The organism is Lysobacter claricitrinus, from assembly GCF_045866565.1.
GTDB lineage: Bacteria > Pseudomonadota > Gammaproteobacteria > Xanthomonadales > Xanthomonadaceae > Cognatilysobacter > Cognatilysobacter claricitrinus.
In genome coordinates this window covers 1445472-1462844 of record NZ_BAAFZV010000002.1, presented here as the reverse complement: position 1 = coordinate 1462844, position 17373 = coordinate 1445472, and the positions used below count along the sequence as shown (strand labels likewise).

Sequence of the window (17373 nt, the reverse complement as noted above, 5' to 3'; positions counted from 1 at the left end):
GCATATCCACGCAGATCGATGTGCGTGTCGATATCCGTGTTGATCCTTGCGGTCATGCAGGCGCTTCGCGACTCATCAAAGAAAAACGCGACGCCTGCGCGTCGCGTTCGTCATTGCATGTCGATGCGCAACGTCTCGCGTCAGTCGTCGCGCATCTTCGCCGTCAGCATGCGATCGAGCTGCATGACGTAGCGCAGCAGTCGCGCCTGGTCCTGCACGGTGAGGTCGACGAAGCTGCAACCGGCGCGCAATACGCGGCGTCCGCGCTGGTCGATGTGGGCCGCGTGCTGCACGCGCAGCGTCACCGTCATCGGTTCCTGTTCGGGCAGTTCGAGGATCACGCCGGGATAGATGTCGCCGGAGTTGATCTCGATCGTCGCGTCGTCACTGGTGAGCACTGCAAGGCCGCCGCCGCCGATGTCGGCGATGGTGGCGCGAACGGTGCGGCGCGCGCCGCCTTCGGCATGCACGGGCAGGATGCACGACACCGTGCCCGGCGGTTCGCGGCGCACGTATTCGCGGCGCTGCAGGTGCATCACCTTCGCGGGGATCGGCACTTCGAGCGCGGGCAGGCCGTCGTACGTGCCGGTGCGCGCGGCGCCGGTGGCGAAGCGCACCGTGATGCGATCGATCGAGCTTTCGAAACGCAGACGATCGGCGGCGAGCAGTTGTTCGGTCAACGCGGCATCGCGCGGCACGTCGATCCACATCGACGTCGGGCCGATCGCGAGCACGGCCGACACCGCGTTGTCGGTGCCGGCAGCGTGCACGAGCAGAACGCAGCGCTTGTCGACGAGCTGGCGCAGGCAGCCGCGGATGTCGGCGGGGTGATGGAGCATGTACTTCTCGTACAGGCTCTCGCCTTCCGCGTGCGCGACGGGATGGGGCTCGCTCATGCGTGCGCGTTCCGGGGGGCGGCGTACGGTTGCCGCAGGGTCGGGATGTGCATGAGGCCGACTTTACAGCTTGTCGAACAGGGACATCGACTGTACCCGCAGCATGGTCTTCTGGGCAGCTTCGATGGCGGTCATCTGCAGGCTCAGCCGGGTGCTGGCCTCGGCGTAGTCGGTGTCGCGCAGGCCGGACAGGGTCTGCTTCAGCGACAGCGACGAACCGGAGCGGTCGTCGGCCGACTGCGACAGCGAGGCCAGCCGGCTGCCGGTGGTGGCGCGGATGGCGAGGAAGTGCTCCTGCGCGGAGGTGACGTCCGACAGTGAACCGGCGAGCGCGTTCGACAGTTGCGCCTTCTGCGCGGGCGTAGTGGCCGGCGCTTCCAGCGCGTCGGCCAGGTTCTCGAGCGTGGCGAACACGTCCTGGCGCGGCGCGGCCTGCAGCGTGAACGTGTCGCCGGTGGCCGGCGTTCCGGTGACGCGTGTCTGCACGCCCGCGGCCTGCAGCGTGTCGCCGTCGGTGAACGTGCCGCTGCTGACGACGGTGGCGCCGTCGAGCACGCGATACGCCGTCGGCGACGTGAATTCGAGGGTGAGCGTACGGCCGCCCCAGGCCGACGGATCGGTGACGCCGGTCGCCGCAAGCACGCCGGTGCCGGTGTTGGACGACGTCGCGCTGCCGCGGATCGTGCCGTCGCCGGTGAGCGCGCGCATGAACACGGCGCTGCCCGGATCGGCGTCGGCGAGCGCCATGTCGGGCGCGACGTCGATGCTGTTCTGGCCGTCGTCGCCGTTGTAGGTGACCACGCCCGCGGTGTCGGCGAACGGGGTGACGCCGTCGCGCTGGCCGGCGAACAGCGAACGCCCGTTGCCGTCGGTGCGGTTGGCGACTTCCAGCATGCTGCTGCGCAGGTGGCGGATTTCGGCGGCGACGGTCGCGCGATCGGCGGCCGACATCGTGCCGTTGTTCGCCTGCACGGTGAGTTCGCGCGCGCGCGTCAGGTAATCGTTGGCGTCGCTGAGCGCGTCTTCCTGCGCTTCGAGGCGGTTCTGCAACAGGCCCGCGCTCTTGTCGAACTGGTCGAGCTGCGACACCGCGTAGTCGATGCGTTGCGCCTGTGCCGCGCCGGCCGGGTCGTCGGCCGCGCGCAGGAGTTTGTTGCCGGTCGCGAGCTGTTGCTGCGTCTTGGCGATGTCGGTCTGCCGGCGCATGAGCGCGGCGAGTCCCTGCTGGTAAAGACCGGAGGTGGAGATGCGCATGCGATCAGGTCTCCGGATCAGCCGCGTACGGCGCCGAGCAACGTCTGGAACATGGTGTCGGCGGTGGAGATGACCTGCGCCGCGGCCTGGTAGGCCTGCTGGTAACGCATCATGTCCGCCGCCTCTTCGTCGAGGTTGACGCCCGACACCGCATCGCGTTCGGCGACGACCTGGTCGTGCAGCACCTGCTGCGCATCCAGGTTCATCTGCGCGTTCGACGACTCGGTGCCGATCTTCGCGGTGATGCGCGACAGCCCCGTCGTCATGCCGGTGGTGCCGCCGTCGAGGATGGCCTTGTCGTCGAGCGCGCCCAGCAGTCGTGCGTTGCTGTTGTCGGTCGATTTCGCCGGCGTGCGCGACAGCGTGAACGAGTCGCCCGCGCCCGGCGTGCCGTCGAGCATCATCGACCAGCCGCTGCCGGCGATGGGCTGGCCCGCGGTGTAGACCTGCGGGGCGCCACCGTCGATCGTGTAATGCGTCGCGTCGATGAAGTCGACCTGCGAGGTGGTGAACGATGCGAACTGCGTCGCGTTGGTCACCTGCATCGTGCCCGGCTTGGCGTTGCCGAGATTGGTCGGGTCGATCTTCGCGGTAAGCGGCGAGGCCGCGGCGACCTTGTTCGGGTCCTTCTGGACCAGCTGGATCGCGCCCGCGGCGTCGGAGGTGGGACGCACGGTGAACCTGTCGCCGTTCGCCGCAGCGCCGCCCATCACCAGCGACACGCCTTCGACCACGAACGGATTCGCAGCCGTGCCGGCGCCGGTCATCGTCAGCGGCTCGCCGGTGCCCGAGCGCACCGCGCTCCAGGTGCCACCGGCGAAGCGCATCTCGATGTTCGGGCCCTTCAGCGCGCTGACGTCGGAAATACTCGCGGTGAACGATGCGGTGCCGGTGTTCGCCACGTTCGCGGCGACCGCGGGCGCGGGAATCGAGAACAGGTCGCCACCGGGATCGCCGTTGTAGTCGACGCCCGCGCGGTTCTGCGCGTTCATCGACATCGCGAATGCCGTGGCCATGCGACCGAGGTCGGCACGTGCGGGATCGAGCACGCGTTCGCGGAATTCGAGCAGGCCGCCGATCTCGCCCGACAGCGAACCCGATGCGAGCTTCACCGCGCCGGCCGGCGTGTCGATCGACAGCACCTTGCGATCGGCGCTGTACGGATCGGGCGCGAGCGTCAGTTTCCCGGCGCGCGCGCCGAGCACCAGCGCCTGTCCACCACTGAACACATTCAGCGAACCGTCGTCCTGCGCCACCACCTGTGCGCCGGTGAGCGAGGCGAGCTTGTCGATGCGCAGGTCGCGCTGGTCGATGAGGTCGGGGCTCGCGTTCGAACCGGACGATGCGATCTGGTTGTTGAGCTTGGCGATTTCGCTGGCGAGCTGGTTGGCCACGTCGACCTGCGCGCCGAGCCGCGCATCGGCTTCGCTGCCCATCGAGGTGAGCTGCGAATCCATCGCGCGAAAGCGCGATGCGAGCTGGTCGCCAGCGCTGAGCATCGCCTGTCGCGCGATGCTTGAACCGGGTTCGGAGACGACGCCCTTCACCGCGCCGTAGAAGTTCGACCACGGCGTCGCGAGGCCGGTCGACGTGTTGCTGAAAAGGCCGTCGAGGCGATCGGCGTACGTGCTGAGCTGCGTGAGGCGACCGAGCTCGCCGCTGCTGTCGGCCTGTCGAGCGAAGTTCAAGCCGTCGGCGAGGCGCTGCAGCTTCTGGATCGACACGCCCGCGCCGATGTAGCCGGCGCCGGTGTTCTGGCCGACGCGCGCTTCGAGGTCGACGCGCTGGCGCGAGTAGCCTTCGGTGTTGACGTTGGCGACGTTGTGGCTGACGGTGCCGAGCGCACGCTGGAACGCGAGCAGGGCGCTGGAGCCGGTGGAGAGGACGCTCATCGGTTACGCACTCCCCAACGCGGCGAGCGCGCGGCGCATGGTGGCGCCGTTCGCGATCGCGGTGATCTTGTTGGCATACGACGGATCGGTCGCATAGCCCGCGTGTTGCAGCGCGGAGGCGAACTGGTGCGCGTCCTCGCCGGTACCGCGTGCGTTCGCATACCGGCTGCTGCCGAGCAGTCGCGCGTAGTCGGCGAAGCTGTCGGCGGGCGTGCCGTAGGAACGGAAGTTCGCGCGCTGGCCCTGGCGCACGCCGGCGACGTATTCGTGCGTCGCAGCGTTGACCGTGTTGCCACTCCAGCTGCCGCCGGCCTTGATGCCGAACAGGTTGTGCGACACGTTGCCGTTGCCGCCGACGAGCTTGCGGCCCCAGCCCGTTTCCAGTGCCGCCTGCGCGATCAGCGCCTTCGCCGACACGCCAAGTTCCTGCGCGACCTTCTTCGCATGCGGCCACAGCGACTTCACGAACGCTTCGGGGCTGCTGCAGTCCATCGGCGTGAGCGGGCCGCAGGCTTCGGTCGTCGTGGATGCGGTGCGCGGTGCGACCGGCGTCGCCGGCGCGGACAGCGTGCTCATCGACACGCCGCTGCTCGACGGTGCGAGCTGCAGCGAATCGCCGAGTTTCATCGGCGCCAGGCCCGACGGCACCGACAGCGGCAATGCGCTGGCAGCCGGGCGGGCGAGGGGAAGTGGGCCCTGCACGGCCGGCGTGGACGCCGACTGGCCGGTGCTCTGCTGCAGCTGCCGCATGATCATAGGCGACAGGCCGAGGCCGCGACCCTTCGTCAGCTCCTTGGCGAGCTGCTGGTCGTACATCTCGCGGTAGGTCGTGTCGCCGCCCGCCAGCGGATCGCCGCTGGAGGTCGCGCGCATCGACTTGATCAGCATGCCCGCGAACTGGGTCTCCAGTTCATGGGCGGCCTTTTCCATTGCGGGACGCGACGTCGAGGTCGTCGCGGCGTGATCCAGGGCGATGGCGGTCTGCAGGCGCATGTCGGGACCGATGCAAAGGCTGTGCCCAGCGGGCGGCGGAAAGGCGTGGTCGGGCGGGGCGGCTCGCGGTGGCTGCGTGCGGAAAAGAGGGTCTCGACGCCGGTATCGGCCCGGCGCCGGGGGTCTTAAATGACCTCGAGCTCGGCCTTCAGGGCGCCGGCGCGCTTGAGCGCTTCGAGGATGGCGACGATGTCGCCCGGCGCGGCGCCCACCGCGTTGACCGCGCGGACGATCGCGTCGAGCGACGTGCCGCCGTCGAACTTGAACATGCGGCCGCCGGTCTGCGTGGCCTCGATGGTCGACTGCGGCACCACCGCGGTGCCACCGCCCGCGAAGGCGTTCGGCTGGCTGACCTGCGCGGATTCGGTGATCGACACCGTGAGCGAACCGTGCGACACGGCCGCCGGCAGCACGCTGACGTTGCCGCCCATCACGACCGTGCCGGTGCGCGAATTGACGATGACCTTCGCCGCGGCTTCGCCCGGCGACACGTCGAGCGATTCGAGCTGCGCGAGGAAGGCGATGCGATCGCCGCCCGGGGGCGCGATTTCGATCGTTACGCCGTCGACCGCGCGCGCATGGCCCGGGCCGAAGGTCTTGTCGATCGCCGCGACGATGCGCGCGGCGGTGGTGAAGTCGGAATCGTTGAGGTTGAGCGTGACGTTGCCACCCTGCGGAGCACCGGCCACCGCGCGCTCGACGATCGCGCCGTTCGGGATCGTGCCCGCATTGGTCGCGTTGACCTGGATGCGGGAACCGTCCTTGCCGCCCGCGCCGAAGCCGCTGATGATCAGCGACCCTTGCGCGACCGCATACACCTGGCCGTCGGCGCCCTTCAGCGGCGCCATCAACAGCGTGCCGCCGCGCAGCGAGCCGGCATTGCCGATCGACGACACGGTGACGTCGATGTTCTGGCCCGGCTTCGCGTACGGAGGAAGTTCCGCACTGATCGCGACCGCAGCGACGTTCTTGAGCTGCGGATTCACGCCGGGCGGAATGGTCACGCCGAGCTGGTCCAGCATCGACTTGAGCGACTGCACGGTGAACTGCGTCTGCGAGGTGCGATCGCCCGAACCATCGAGGCCGACCACCAGTCCGTAACCCACCAGCGGATTGCCGCGAACGCCGGCGATCTGCGCGAGGTCCTTGATGCGTTCGGCATGCGCCGGCGCGCCGACCGCGAGCATCGCGGCGACGGCGAACACCGACTGCAGCGTCGACATGCGCGTGCCGCGCGTGCCGACGCGCGGAACGATCTCGATCGGCCCGCGCTGCACGCCGAACTCGGCATCGCGCTCGGCATCGAGCTGGAACGGGCGCGGCGCGGCGAAGCGTCGGAACAACGAACGTGACGCGTTGGCGAGGGTGCGGAATCGGAACAGGCGCATGTCGGAAGCCTCAGTACGGCATCAGCGCGGAATTGAAGAAGCGGTCGAGCCAGCCCATCGCGTTGGAGCGCGACACCGGGCCGCGGCCGCCGTAGACGATCTTCGCGTCGGCGACGCGTTCGGAGCTGATGGTGTTGTCCGCCGAGATGTCGGCCGTGCGCACGACGCCCTGCACCTGCACGACTTCGTCGCCCTGGTTCAGGCGGATCTTCTTTTCGCCCGACACCAGCAGGTTGCCGTTGCCAAGGTCCTGCACCACGGTGACCGACACCGTGCCGTCCAGCGAATTGCTCTGCTTGGTGTCGCCCGCGCCGTTGAACCCGCGCTTGCCGTCGACACCGACCTGCAGGATGTTCTTGCCCTTGTACGTAACCGACTGGCCGGCGATGGTCGGCGCCGCGAGATCGATGCTCGACTGCTTGTTGATCGCGGTGGTCGCCTTGGTCGACGCGCTCGTCGTCTCGACAAGGATGATCGTGAGCAGGTCGCCGACGTCGCGCGCCTTGTTGTCCTGGAACAGGCGCATCGGCTTCGTACCGGTGCTGCCTGCGCTCGCGTAGATCGAACCGCCGCCATCGCCGACGTTCGTGACCATAGCGACCGGCTGCATCGTCGGCTGCTGCGACGCCTGCGCATGCATCGCCGCCTGCGCGGCCATCTGCGCATGGATCTGCGCGGACGTGGGAACGCCGGGTTCCTGCTGGAACGTGCGTGCATCGCCCATGGCGGTGGCGCAACCGGTGAGCGAGGCGGCGAGGGCGCAGAGCAGGGCGAGCGTCTTCATGGTGTGCGCTTACAGGTTCTGGTTGAGGTAGCCGAGCATGTTGTCGACGGTCGAAATCGCCTTCGCATTCGTTTCGTATGCGCGCTGCGTTTCGATCATCGACACGAGCTCTTCAACGACATTCACGTTCGAGCCTTCGACCGAGCCCTGCACCAGCGTGCCAAGGCCACTCGTACCCGGTGCGCCCTGCTGTGCGGGACCGCTCGCACCGGTTTCGGCGTAGAGGTTTTCGCCCTTGGCCTGCAAGCCGGCGGGATTGACGAAATCGACCAGCGTCAGCGAACCCACCTGCACTGGCGTGGCCTGGCCGTCGACCTGCGCGGTGACCGTGCCGTCGGCGCCGATCGTCACGCTCTGCGTGCCCTGCGGCAGCTGCAGGCCCGGCTGCACCGGATAGCCTTCGTTGGTGACCAGCTCGCCCTGCGAGTTGATCTGGAACGAGCCGTCGCGCGTGTACGCGGACGTGCCGTCGGGCATCAACACTTCGAAGAAGCCGCGGCCGTTCACCGCGACGTCGAGCGCGTTGCCCGTGTTGGAAAGATTGCCCTGCGAGAAGTTTTTCGCAGTCGCCGCCACGCGCACGCCCGTGCCGATCTGCAGGCCGGTGGGAAGTTGCGTCTGCTCGGACGTCGAGCCGCCGGGCTGGCGCACGGTCTGATAGAGGAGGTCTTCGAAGTTGGCGCGGTCGCGCTTGAAGCCGGCCGTGTTCACGTTCGCGAGGTTGTTGGAGATGACCGACATGCGCGTCTGCTGCGCATCGAGTCCGGTCTTGGCGATCCACAAAGCCTGGGTCATGACGGCGGGTTCCGATTACTTCGAGGAAAGCAGCGAATTGCCGCTGCGGGCGTTCTCGTCACCGCTCTGCAAGACGCGTACCTGCATCTCGAACTGGCGGCTGTACTGGATCATCGACACGAGCATGTCGGTCGGATTCACGTTGCTGCCTTCCACCGCGCCGCTGACCAGCGACGGGCCCGCGGCCTGCGGCGGCTCGTCGGCACCGGGCTTCGCGCGCATCAGGCCGTCGTCGCCGCGCACGAGGTCGCTCGTCTTCGCGTCGACCACCTTGATGCGGCCGGCCTCGGTGATCGTCGACGCGGGCTGCCCCTGCGGAACGATCGAGATGGTGCCGTCGCCGGCGATGGTGAGCGTCTGGTACGGCGGGATCGACAACGGCGCACCGCCCGAGTCGAGCACCGGCAGTCCGCTGGCCGTGGTGAGCAGGCCGTTCTCGGTGAGCTTGAGGTCGCCCGCACGCGTGTAGGCGGTGGTGCCGTCGCTGGCCTGCACCGCGAGCCAGCGATCTTGGTGCAGGGCGACGTCGGTTTCATTGCCCGTGTTGATCAACTGGCCGGCCGCGTTGCTGACACCGGCCATCACCGGGGCCGTCGCCACGCGGGAGGACAGGCCATTGCCGAGCACCGGCATCGCCTTCGTCGCGACCAGCTGCTGCTGGAAACCGACCGTGTCGGTATTCGCGAGGTTCTGCGCGACGCTGGCCTGCGCGCGCAGCGAGGCGCTGGCGCCGGTCATGGCGATGTAGAGCGACTTGTCGATCATCCGGGTGCCTTTGCGGGCGGCGGCCTTTGGGGCCTATGCCGGGGTTAGGCAAGGGATGTGCCACGGCGGGGCTTGCGGCCGCTTGGCTGTCCGTTTTGGCAAGGCGAGGGCAATAGCAAAGGCGCTTCGTGCGCTGACGCGCCCGAGGCACTTTTCTTTGTTGGCCCAAAGAAAAGTCCCCAAAAGAAAGGGCCTTCCCCGACGGATCTACAGCCTGCGATGGGGTGAGTGAGTCGCGATCGCCACACTCGGCCTCCTGCCTCGGGTGGCGACGGCCGACGTCCTGTCGGCCGCCCCTTCGGGGTCTTCACGATTGGCGGTAGCTGTTGAAGGTCCTGCGCAAAGCCGGCGGCCGGCGACGCACCGCCCCAACTTGCGGGATCGCACGACTAGCAGAAGCCAAGCCGCACCCAAATGCGTTGGCGGACGCCCCGAACGCCTCCGCTGGTGCTCTTGCTCTTGATCAAACACCGCTGGCCAGCCGATATCTTCACGGCCCGGAGGGCGGCGGCCATGGATGGCTGCCGCGGTCACCCGAGCCAGGATGGCGAGTGTGACCGCCGCCGACGCGGCGTCCGATCGCGAGCGGTGCTTCGCCTCGGGGAAGGTGCTTTCTTTTGGTTATCTTTTCTTTGCACCAGAAAAGAAAAGTAACTCGGGCGCGCCAGCGCACGAAACGCTGTTGCTCCCACACAAAAACACAACAAACAAAAGAGAACGGCCACCCAAAACAGCGGGCGGCCGATCCATTTCCTCCCCCGAGGAAAATTCCGTCAGCGGATATTGATCACCGTCTGCGTGATCTGGTCCTGCGTCGTGATCATCTGCGCGTTCGCCTGGAAGTTGCGCTGCGCGGTGATCATGTTGACGAGCTGCTCGGTCAGGTCGACGTTCGACGACTCCAGCGCACCGCCCTGGATGTTGCCGAACTCCGCGGTGCCGGCGGCGCCGCGAAGCGGCTGGCCGGATTCCGACGTCTCCGCCCACGCGTTGTCGCCCATCGGCTGCAGGCCCTGCGGGTTCGCGAAGTTGGTGATCACGACCTGGCCGAGCGGCGTCGACACGCCGTTGGTGTAGCGCGCCTGCACGATGCCGTCGGTACCGACTTCGATGCCGGTGAGGCGGCCCGTGGTGTGGCCGTCCTGCGTGAGCGAGGCCACGCTGAAGTTGCTGCCGAACTGCGTGGAGTTGCCGACGTTCATCGTGATGTTCATCGGCGCGGCGCCGGTGGCCGGCGTGTACGCGGGCAGCACGACGTTGCCCGGCGCGGCCGGCGAGCTGAGCGTGCCGGTGTTGGAATACTGCAGCGTCTGCGCGCCACCCACGGCGGTGCCGTCGATGTACGTGCGCGCCTGCCACTCGTTCGGGTTGCCCGTCTTGACGAAGTACATCGACTGGCTGTGCGACGCGCCGAGCGAGTCGTACACCGTCATCGACGTCGTGTAGTTGTAGGAGGTCGGATCGTTCGGATCGAACGTCGCGGTGATCGGCGCGCTCGCGTTGGCCGGCAGGTTGGTGCCGACGCTGACGTTCGTTGTCGCCAGCGGCGCGGAGTCGCCCGCGTCGAGCTGGATGTCCGACATGCGGCCCATGTCGAAGCCGGTGCCGCTGGCGTCGGGCAGGTAGACCTGCAGGCGCTGGCCGGACGGATTGACGACGAAGCCGTCCTTGTCGGTGCCGAAGTTGCCGGCGCGCGAATAGACCGTCGTGCCGTTGGCCGACAAGGTGAAGAAGCCCTTGCCGTTGAGCGCGAGATCGAGCGCCTTGCCGGTGTTTTCGACGGTGCCCTGCGAGAACTGCTGCGCGACGCGCTGCAGCCGCACGCCGGCGCCGACCGTGTTCTTGGACAGGCCGTAGGCCGACGTCGGATACACGTCGGCGAATTCCGCGCGCGACTGCTTGAAGCCCGTCGTGTTGGAGTTGGCGATGTTGTTCGACGTGACGTTGAGATCGGACTGCGCCGCGTTCATGCCGCTAAGCGAAACTCGGAAGCTCATGGATTGACTCCTGTAGATGCGTGCGACGTGTCAGTGGGATCAGCCGATGCGTCGCACGGACGACAGCGGTTGCGGGCCGATGCCGCGAAGATTGAGGACGAGACCGCTGGCCTCGATCGACACGCTGTCGACATGCGACGACACGCGCGTGGAAAGCGCTTCGGTCGATTCGCCGGTGCCGGTGGTCGCGCGGATGGTGTAGGTGCCGGCGGGCGCGGTGCTGCCGTCGAGCGCCTTGCCGTCCCAGCTCCACGCCACGTTGCCGGCGCCCATCGATTCGATCGGCACGCGGTCGATCACCTGGCCTGCGCCGTCGACGATTTCGACGTTGATCATTCCCGACGACGTCGCGACGACTTCGCCGCTCACGCCGGTGCCGGCGTCGAGCTGCACGGTGTCGGTATCGACCAGCGCGTCGTGGCCGACCAGCGATGCAGCGCGCAGCGTCTGGTCGGACTCCATCACGTTGGCGACGGCGCCGAGCGCGTCCTGCATGCCGTTGATGCCCTGCACGGTGGAGAACTGCGCGAGCTGGCCGAGCATCTGCGTGCCATCGAGCGGCTTGAGCGGATCCTGGTTCTTGAGCTGTTCGGTCATCAGCTTGAGGAAGTCGGCCTGGCCGAGCTGCGACTTCTTCGTCGCCGAACTGACGGTGTATTGCGACAACGCGTCGGTGGCGGAATTCACGGTGGTCATGTCATGGATCCTTCAGGCCTCAGCGGCCGAGGTTGAGCGTGGCGACCGCGAGTTCCTTGGCGGTGTTGAAGACCTCGACGTTCGCCTGGTAGCTGCGCGAGGCGGAAATCATGTCGACCATCTGCGCGACCGGATCGATGTCCGGCGCGTACACGTAGCCCTTGTCGTCGGCGAGCGGGTTGCCGGGCTCGTAGCGCTTGAGCGGCGCGGCGTTCGATTCGGTGACGGTCTGCACCTTGACGCCGGCGAGCGCGGGATCGCCTTCGACAGGCGTCGCTTCGAACACGGGCATCTTGGCGCGGAAGGTGTCCTCGGCCTTGCCGGAAATCGAGTTGGCGTTGGCGAGGTTGGACGCGACGGTCGACAGCCGAACCTGCTGCGCGCCCATGGCGCTGCCGGCGACGTCGAAGATGGGCAGGTTGCTCATGCGTTACGCCTCACTGCCCGGTGATCGCGGTGAGCATGGTGCGCACCTTCGATTCGATGAAGTTGAGCGACGCGCGGTACTCGAGCGAGGCCTGCGCGAACGCGGCCTTGGCGCGCTCGCCGTCGACGGTGTTGCCGTCGAGGCTGGGCTGCGAGGAGGGGGCGTCGAATTGCGCACCTGCCGCGGCGGCGTTGATGGGATCGGTGCCGGCGTCGGCGGCGGGCGCCATCGCGGCGTTCAGCGCCTTGGTGAAGTCCATGTCCTGCGCCCGGAAACCGGGCGTGTCGGCATTCGCGATGTTCGCGGACAGCAGCTGCAGCCGCTGCTCGCGCAGGGCGAGGGCGGTGCCGTGGATGCCGAGGAAGGATTCGGTGGCCATGTAGCCCCTCCGGGGGCGGGATGTCGGAGGGGGTTAGGCAAGGCGTGTGCCAGTGGCTGTCCTGGCGGCCGGATTCCTGGGGTGCGGCTGCTCCCGCGGTGCGGAGCGCTTGCGGCCGCTTCGCATGCCGCATAGCCGTTGGAGAACGACCGGTTGCTGCCGGTTGGTTCCGATTCGGGCGCTAGCCGCCGCCGTGGCTTTTTCGAAGCGGCAGGAAAGACGTTTCGCGCGCTAGCGGGCCAAACGCTTTCGCTTCAACAGGCCCGACCTTGCGGAGCAGGGGGATTACGCCGCCCGTGCCCGCTGCAACGCCATGATCCGCGCCTCGATCCGGCTCGCGAGTTCCCGCTCCGAATACTTCGGAACGAAGTCGTCCGCGCCCACCCGCTCGACCATCGCGTGGTTGAACACGCCCGAAAGCGAGGTGTGCAGCAGCACGTGCAGCCCCCGCAGCGCCGGCGAGCGCCGGATTTCCGTCGTCAGGGTGTACCCGTCCATGGCCGGCATCTCGATGTCGGAAATCACCATGGCGTAGCGGCGGTCGGGCGGTGTACCGCCTTCGGCCAGCTGCTGCAGGTGTTCGAGCGCCTGGCGTCCGTCGGAGAGCAGCGTCGCGTTCAGGCCCAGCTGGTCGAGAAGCTGGCGGATCTGGTTGCGGGCGACGCGGGAGTCGTCGACCACCAGCACTTCGCGCGGGATGTCGGTGGTGATCACCAGTGGCTGCACGCCGGTCGACAGCGCGGCGCGCGGCGCGGCCTCGGCCAGCACGCTTTCGACGTCCAGCAGCTGGATCAGCTCGCCGTGGAAGCGGGTGACGCCGGTGAGGTAATGGCATTCGCTGCCGAGGTCCGGCGGCGGCTGGATGTCCTCGACGGCGATGTTGACGATGCGTTCGACGCCGGCGACCAGGAAGCCCTGCACGGTGCGGTTGAACTCGGTGACCACCAGGTACGGCGGCTCCGGGCTGCCGGCCGGGGCGGCGTGGCCGACCGCGCGGGCGAGGTCGAGTACGGGCACGGTGCGGCCGCGTACGTCGGCGGCGCCGGCGAACGCGGGCGGCAGCTGCGGCAGGGTGAACAGCGGCGGGCGCGGGATCACCTCCTGCACCTTGAAGACGTTCACGCCAAAAAGCTGACGCGAGCCCAGCCGGAAGAGCAGGAGCGCGAGGCGGTTGTGGCCGGCCAGGCGCGTGCGTTGGTCGATTCGGTCGAGGAGGTCGCGGCTCATGCCCGCGTTGTCGGCGGCTTTTTCGCATCCTTGAGCAGCCCACGCGTGCCGGCCGTCGCGGCTTCGGCACGGCGATTGCTTCAGTGCCGGCATGAACCGCTCTGCCCGCATTTCCCTGCTGCTGCGCCTGGCCATCGCCGCGATGCTGACCGCGTTCGTGCTGATGGCGCACGCGGCCGATGGCGTGACGCCGGTGGCCGACATCCTGAAAGCCGCCGAGGCCGCGCTGGGCGGCAATGGGGCGCAGGTCGAGGCGCGCGTCGACGCCGCGGTGCGCATGCCGGCGTGCAGCCAGCCGCTGCAGGGCGTCGCGCTCGGGCCGCGCATGGCCGAGGTCCGCTGCCCCGACGCGTCGGGCTGGCGGCTCACCGTGCCCGCGCGCGTGCGTCGAGACGCCGATGTCGTCGTGCTGGTCGCGCCCGTGCAGGCGGGCATGGCGATCAACGCTGCGCAGCTTGCCGTGCAGCGCCGTGATGTCGCGGGCGGCAGTGGGGTGGGGATGTCCGATCCGTCGCAGGTTGCCGGGCACATCGCCCGTCGCGCCATGCCGGCGGGCGCGGTGGTGACGGCCGGGGATCTGGCCGACGGCGCGGGGGCGCTGAAGCGCGGGGATCCGGTCGTGCTGGTGTCGCGGGCGGGTGGCATCGAAGTAAGGATGGGCGGCCGCGCGCTGGGAGGCGCGATGGCCGGGGCGGTGGTGGCCGTGGAAAACCTGGAGTCCAAGCGGATCGTGCGCGGCCGGCTGGTCGCCGACGGGGTCGTCGAAGTGCTGCAATGACCGCCCGTCCGGCCCGCAAAAAAAAATCTGTGGCGTGGGCCTCAAGTCCGGCTGCGGGTCGCCGTTACTGGCCATGACCGCTCATTCCCGGAGTTCGCCATGACCACCAAGATCGATGGCCTGAGCCCAGCCCCGTCCCGTGTCGTCGACACCGCGGCGTCGTCCAGCGTGGCGCGTGCGGGTACCGACCGTTCCCAGCCCGTCGCCGCCGCGCCGGCAGCCGACAGCGTTCGCCTCACCGGCGAAGCCACCGGCCTGCAGGCTGCAGTGGAATCCAAGCTCGGCCAGTCCGCACCGCTCGACATGGCCAAGGTCAATGCCGTGCGTGCAGCGCTCGACGACGGCAGCTACCAGATCAATCCGCAGGACATCGCGAATCGACTGGTCGCGCTCGAGCGCCAAATGAGGGGATAAGCCATGCTCGCCGCCGCCTTCCATGCACCATCGCCCGCTCAGGTGGGTGAAGCGCTCGACGCGCTCGAACGTGCACTGCAGGACGAGCGGCAGGCATTGCTCGACAACGACGCCGACGCGCTGCTGCGTTCGACGCAGGCCAAGATCACGGCGCTGCGCACCGCGGAGTCGCTGAAGCCCGGCCATGCCGACGCAATGCGCGTCACCGCGCTTAGCGAGCTCAACCGTGCGAACGGCATCCTGCTTTCGCGCCGGCGTCGTGAAGTGACGTGGGCGCTGCGCCACCTGGGTCGCGTAGAGAGTTCCGGCGTGTACGATGCCGGAGGTCAGGCGGGCGTTCGCCCGCAGTCGCGATGCCTGGGCGTGGGATGAGCGCGAACGAGACCTCGATACCCGATCCTTCGAATCCGTGGTCGGCCCAGATGCACTGGGCGGCCGATGTCGCGCCGATGGCCGTGCTGCTGCTCGACGCGCATGGCGAACTCGCCTACGCCAATGCCAGCGCGCGACGCCTCGCATCGCGGCTCGAGCCCGGTACGCACGGCGACCACGACGCGCTCAAACGCCTTCTGACGCTGACCACCGAGCAGGACTGGTCGATCGCCTGCGTGCAGGGCCATTCGCGCCGCGACGTGCAGGTGCGACCGGACGTCATCCTCGCGATCGAAGTCTTCTGCGGCAGCGGCGACAACGCGAACCTGCGCTTCGTCGCCATGACCGACATCTCCGCGCGCAGCGCGCGCGAGCGCGAACTGCAGCAGCGCCACGACGAACTCGAACGCGCCTACCGCTCGCTCTCGGGCGCGCAGGAGCAGCTGCTGCAGTCGGAAAAGATGGCGTCGATCGGCCAGCTCGCCGCCGGCGTCGCGCACGAGATCAACAACCCGATCGGCTACGTGCACAGCAACCTCGGCACGTTGCGCGAGTACATGGGCGCGCTGTTCGCGATGATCGAGACGTATTCGAGCGCGCTCGCGGCGCCGGATCCGCTGATCTACCGCAACGACATCCGCGCGCACCGCGAGAAGCTCGACATCGACTTCATCCTCGGCGACCTGCCGCAGCTGCTCGACGAGTCGCGCGAAGGCATCGAGCGCGTCACGCGCATCGTGCAGGACCTCAAGGAGTTCTCGCACGTCGGTCGCAACGAGACGATGCGGCCGTCCGATCTGATCAAAGGCCTGGAATCCACGCTCAACATCGTGTGGAACGACCTCAAGTACAAGGTCAAGCTCGACAAGATCTACAGCGAGATCCCGCTGGTCGAATGCCACGCGTCCGAGATCAACCAGGTCTTCATGAACCTTATGATCAACGCCGGGCAGTCGATCGCCGAACGCGGCGTGATCACCCTCGCGTGCGGGCAGGAGAACGACGAGGTGTGGGTGAGCATCGCCGACACCGGCTGCGGCATTCCCGAGGAAACGCTCGGCCGCATCTTCGATCCGTTCTTCACCACCAAGCCGATCGGGCGCGGCACCGGATTGGGCCTCGCGATCTCCTACCGCATCGTCGAGAAGCACCACGGCCGCATCGAAGTGCACAGCGCGGTCGGACACGGCACGACGTTCCGCGTGGTGCTGCCGATCAAGCAGCCGGAAGCGACGACCTCACACGCCTGACGAGGCGGCGCCGCCCTCGGCGCGTTGCATGCGTTCCTGACGCGCGCGCTTGACGGCGTACATCGCCGCATCGGCCCGCGCGATCACGTCTTCGGCCTCCTCATCGGTTTTCGCCTGCACCAGGCCGATGCTCGCGCCGCTGCTCCTGACCTGCAGTCCACCGACATGGAACGACGTCGTCGTGCGGCGTGTCAGCCAGCTCTGCAGCACGTCCTGCGCGCGGTCCTCCATCCCGCGGGCCACGGGCGCGACCACGATGAATTCGTCGCCGCCGATGCGCCCGAGCAGGTCGGCGCGGCGCAGCGAGCCGCGCAGGCGGTTCGCCATCGCGACCAGGAACAGGTCGCCGATCTGATGCCCGTGGCGATCGTTCACCGCCTTGAAGTCGTCGAGGTCGATGAAGCCGACGATCAGGCCCATGCCGTCGCGACGCGCCCACGCGAGCATGCGCGCGAGTGTCTCGAACACGTATTCGCGGTTAGGCAGCCGGGTGAGCGGGTCCTTGTGCGCACGGGCGGTGAGCTGCTCCTGCGAGGCTTCGCAGTCGCGCACCAGCCGTTCGCGCGCGGCGAATTCGGCGATCAGGCGTGCGATGACCTCGGGCGCCCACACCGCGTTGGTCGTCGTCGCCACTTCATGCGGGCTCATCGCGCACAGCGTGCCGATCATCGTGTCGTCGATGCGAACGGGCACCGACACGAAGGTGCGGATGCCGTATTCGCGCGCGATCCAGAGGTCCGCGAACGGCGTGCCGGCGCACTGCACGTACAGCCGCCCTTCCTCGAACGCACGCTTGCACAGCGTTTCGTTCCACGGAATGCGCAGCCCTTCCCGGATACCCATGCCTTCGTCGTGCACGTAGGCGACGCGCTGCATGCCGGGCTCGTCATCGGGTTCGGTGAGCAGCGCGGTGGTCATGCCGGTGGAATGCACCAGCAAGCGAAGCAGCGGACGCACGAGGTCTTCCCCGGTGCGGGCGCTGGATACGAGTTCCGCTAGTTGCGCGAGGCGCTGACCCATTGGCGACGTGCTGTAACGCAGGCAACGCGCGACCTTACCGACCCGT

At 68.1% G+C, this 17373-nt stretch carries 18 protein-coding genes and 1 pseudogene; 5 read left to right on the top strand and 14 right to left on the bottom strand.

Going from position 1 to position 17373, the window contains the following annotated elements; genetic code table 11:
- Window positions 1–140: 140 nt before the first annotated feature.
- The 8 genes and pseudogenes from ACKTTN_RS11670 to ACKTTN_RS11635 form a co-directional block, all read right to left on the bottom strand.
- Window positions 141–896 carry a flagellar brake protein gene (locus ACKTTN_RS11670; RefSeq protein WP_407909997.1) on the bottom strand — a complete coding sequence of 252 codons (756 nt, stop codon included), beginning with the start codon at window positions 894–896 and terminating at the stop codon, window positions 141–143.
- Window positions 897–959: 63 nt separating this feature from the next.
- Window positions 960–2150: a flagellar hook-associated protein FlgL gene (gene flgL / locus ACKTTN_RS11665; protein ID WP_407909996.1), complete on the bottom strand. Its 1191-nt coding sequence runs from the start codon at window positions 2148–2150 to the stop codon at window positions 960–962.
- Window positions 2151–2167: 17 nt separating this feature from the next.
- Window positions 2168–4042, bottom strand: coding sequence for a flagellar hook-associated protein FlgK (gene flgK / locus ACKTTN_RS11660; RefSeq protein WP_407909995.1), 1875 nt, complete (start codon window positions 4040–4042; stop codon window positions 2168–2170).
- A 6-nt stretch (window positions 4043–4048) separates the two neighbouring features.
- Window positions 4049–4969 (bottom strand): annotated as a pseudogene (gene flgJ / locus ACKTTN_RS11655) (flagellar assembly peptidoglycan hydrolase FlgJ); the annotation flags it as partial.
- A 191-nt stretch (window positions 4970–5160) separates the two neighbouring features.
- Window positions 5161–6258, bottom strand: a complete 1098-nt coding sequence (locus ACKTTN_RS11650; RefSeq protein ID WP_407910080.1) for a flagellar basal body P-ring protein FlgI — start codon at window positions 6256–6258, stop codon at window positions 5161–5163.
- 175 nt (window positions 6259–6433) lie between these two features.
- Entirely contained in the window at window positions 6434–7207 is a 774-nt protein-coding gene (gene flgH / locus ACKTTN_RS11645) for a flagellar basal body L-ring protein FlgH (protein ID WP_407909994.1), read from the bottom strand.
- Between the two features lie 9 nt (window positions 7208–7216).
- Window positions 7217–8002, bottom strand: a complete 786-nt coding sequence (gene flgG, locus ACKTTN_RS11640; RefSeq protein WP_407909993.1) for a flagellar basal-body rod protein FlgG — start codon at window positions 8000–8002, stop codon at window positions 7217–7219.
- A gap of 15 nt (window positions 8003–8017) precedes the next feature.
- Window positions 8018–8764: a flagellar basal body rod protein FlgF gene (locus ACKTTN_RS11635; RefSeq protein WP_407910079.1), complete on the bottom strand. Its 747-nt coding sequence runs from the start codon at window positions 8762–8764 to the stop codon at window positions 8018–8020.
- A 556-nt stretch (window positions 8765–9320) separates the two neighbouring features.
- Here ACKTTN_RS11635 and ACKTTN_RS11630 point away from each other — a divergent pair.
- Entirely contained in the window at window positions 9321–9554 is a 234-nt protein-coding gene (locus ACKTTN_RS11630; protein WP_407909992.1) for a hypothetical protein, read from the top strand.
- Here the strand turns inward: ACKTTN_RS11630 and flgE are convergent.
- From flgE to ACKTTN_RS11605, 5 genes are all read right to left on the bottom strand, one after another.
- Window positions 9541–10764: a flagellar hook protein FlgE gene (flgE, locus tag ACKTTN_RS11625; protein WP_407909991.1), complete on the bottom strand. Its 1224-nt coding sequence runs from the start codon at window positions 10762–10764 to the stop codon at window positions 9541–9543. The genes ACKTTN_RS11630 and flgE overlap by 14 nt on opposite strands.
- 39 nt (window positions 10765–10803) lie before the next feature.
- Window positions 10804–11460, bottom strand: a complete 657-nt coding sequence (locus ACKTTN_RS11620; RefSeq protein ID WP_407909990.1) for a flagellar hook assembly protein FlgD — start codon at window positions 11458–11460, stop codon at window positions 10804–10806.
- 19 nt (window positions 11461–11479) lie between these two features.
- Window positions 11480–11887, bottom strand: coding sequence for a flagellar basal body rod protein FlgC (flgC, locus tag ACKTTN_RS11615; RefSeq protein ID WP_115645146.1), 408 nt, complete (start codon window positions 11885–11887; stop codon window positions 11480–11482).
- 10 nt (window positions 11888–11897) lie between these two features.
- Window positions 11898–12266 (bottom strand): flagellar basal body rod protein FlgB, encoded by a 369-nt coding sequence (gene flgB / locus ACKTTN_RS11610; RefSeq protein ID WP_027083268.1) that lies wholly within the window; start codon window positions 12264–12266, stop codon window positions 11898–11900.
- A 285-nt stretch (window positions 12267–12551) separates the two neighbouring features.
- Window positions 12552–13493, bottom strand: a complete 942-nt coding sequence (locus tag ACKTTN_RS11605) for a chemotaxis protein (RefSeq protein ID WP_407909989.1) — start codon at window positions 13491–13493, stop codon at window positions 12552–12554.
- 91 nt (window positions 13494–13584) lie between these two features.
- On the opposite strand from ACKTTN_RS11605, the gene flgA reads away from it, so the two are divergent.
- The 4 genes from flgA (at window position 13585) to ACKTTN_RS11585 (ending at window position 16307) form a co-directional block, all read left to right on the top strand.
- Window positions 13585–14271 carry a flagellar basal body P-ring formation chaperone FlgA gene (gene flgA / locus ACKTTN_RS11600; RefSeq protein WP_407909988.1) on the top strand — a complete coding sequence of 229 codons (687 nt, stop codon included), beginning with the start codon at window positions 13585–13587 and terminating at the stop codon, window positions 14269–14271.
- A 99-nt stretch (window positions 14272–14370) separates the two neighbouring features.
- Entirely contained in the window at window positions 14371–14685 is a 315-nt protein-coding gene (gene flgM, locus ACKTTN_RS11595) for a flagellar biosynthesis anti-sigma factor FlgM (protein WP_407909987.1), read from the top strand.
- Between the two features lie 3 nt (window positions 14686–14688).
- Complete coding sequence (locus ACKTTN_RS11590; RefSeq protein WP_407909986.1) at window positions 14689–15057, top strand: flagellar protein FlgN; 369 nt, start codon at window positions 14689–14691, stop codon at window positions 15055–15057.
- A 50-nt stretch (window positions 15058–15107) separates the two neighbouring features.
- Complete coding sequence (locus tag ACKTTN_RS11585) at window positions 15108–16307, top strand: ATP-binding protein (protein WP_407909985.1); 1200 nt, start codon at window positions 15108–15110, stop codon at window positions 16305–16307.
- Here the strand turns inward: ACKTTN_RS11585 and ACKTTN_RS11580 are convergent.
- Window positions 16296–17327, bottom strand: a complete 1032-nt coding sequence (locus ACKTTN_RS11580; RefSeq protein ID WP_407909984.1) for a sensor domain-containing diguanylate cyclase — start codon at window positions 17325–17327, stop codon at window positions 16296–16298. The two genes, ACKTTN_RS11585 and ACKTTN_RS11580, sit on opposite strands and share 12 nt — an antisense overlap.
- Window positions 17328–17373 lie beyond the last annotated feature (46 nt).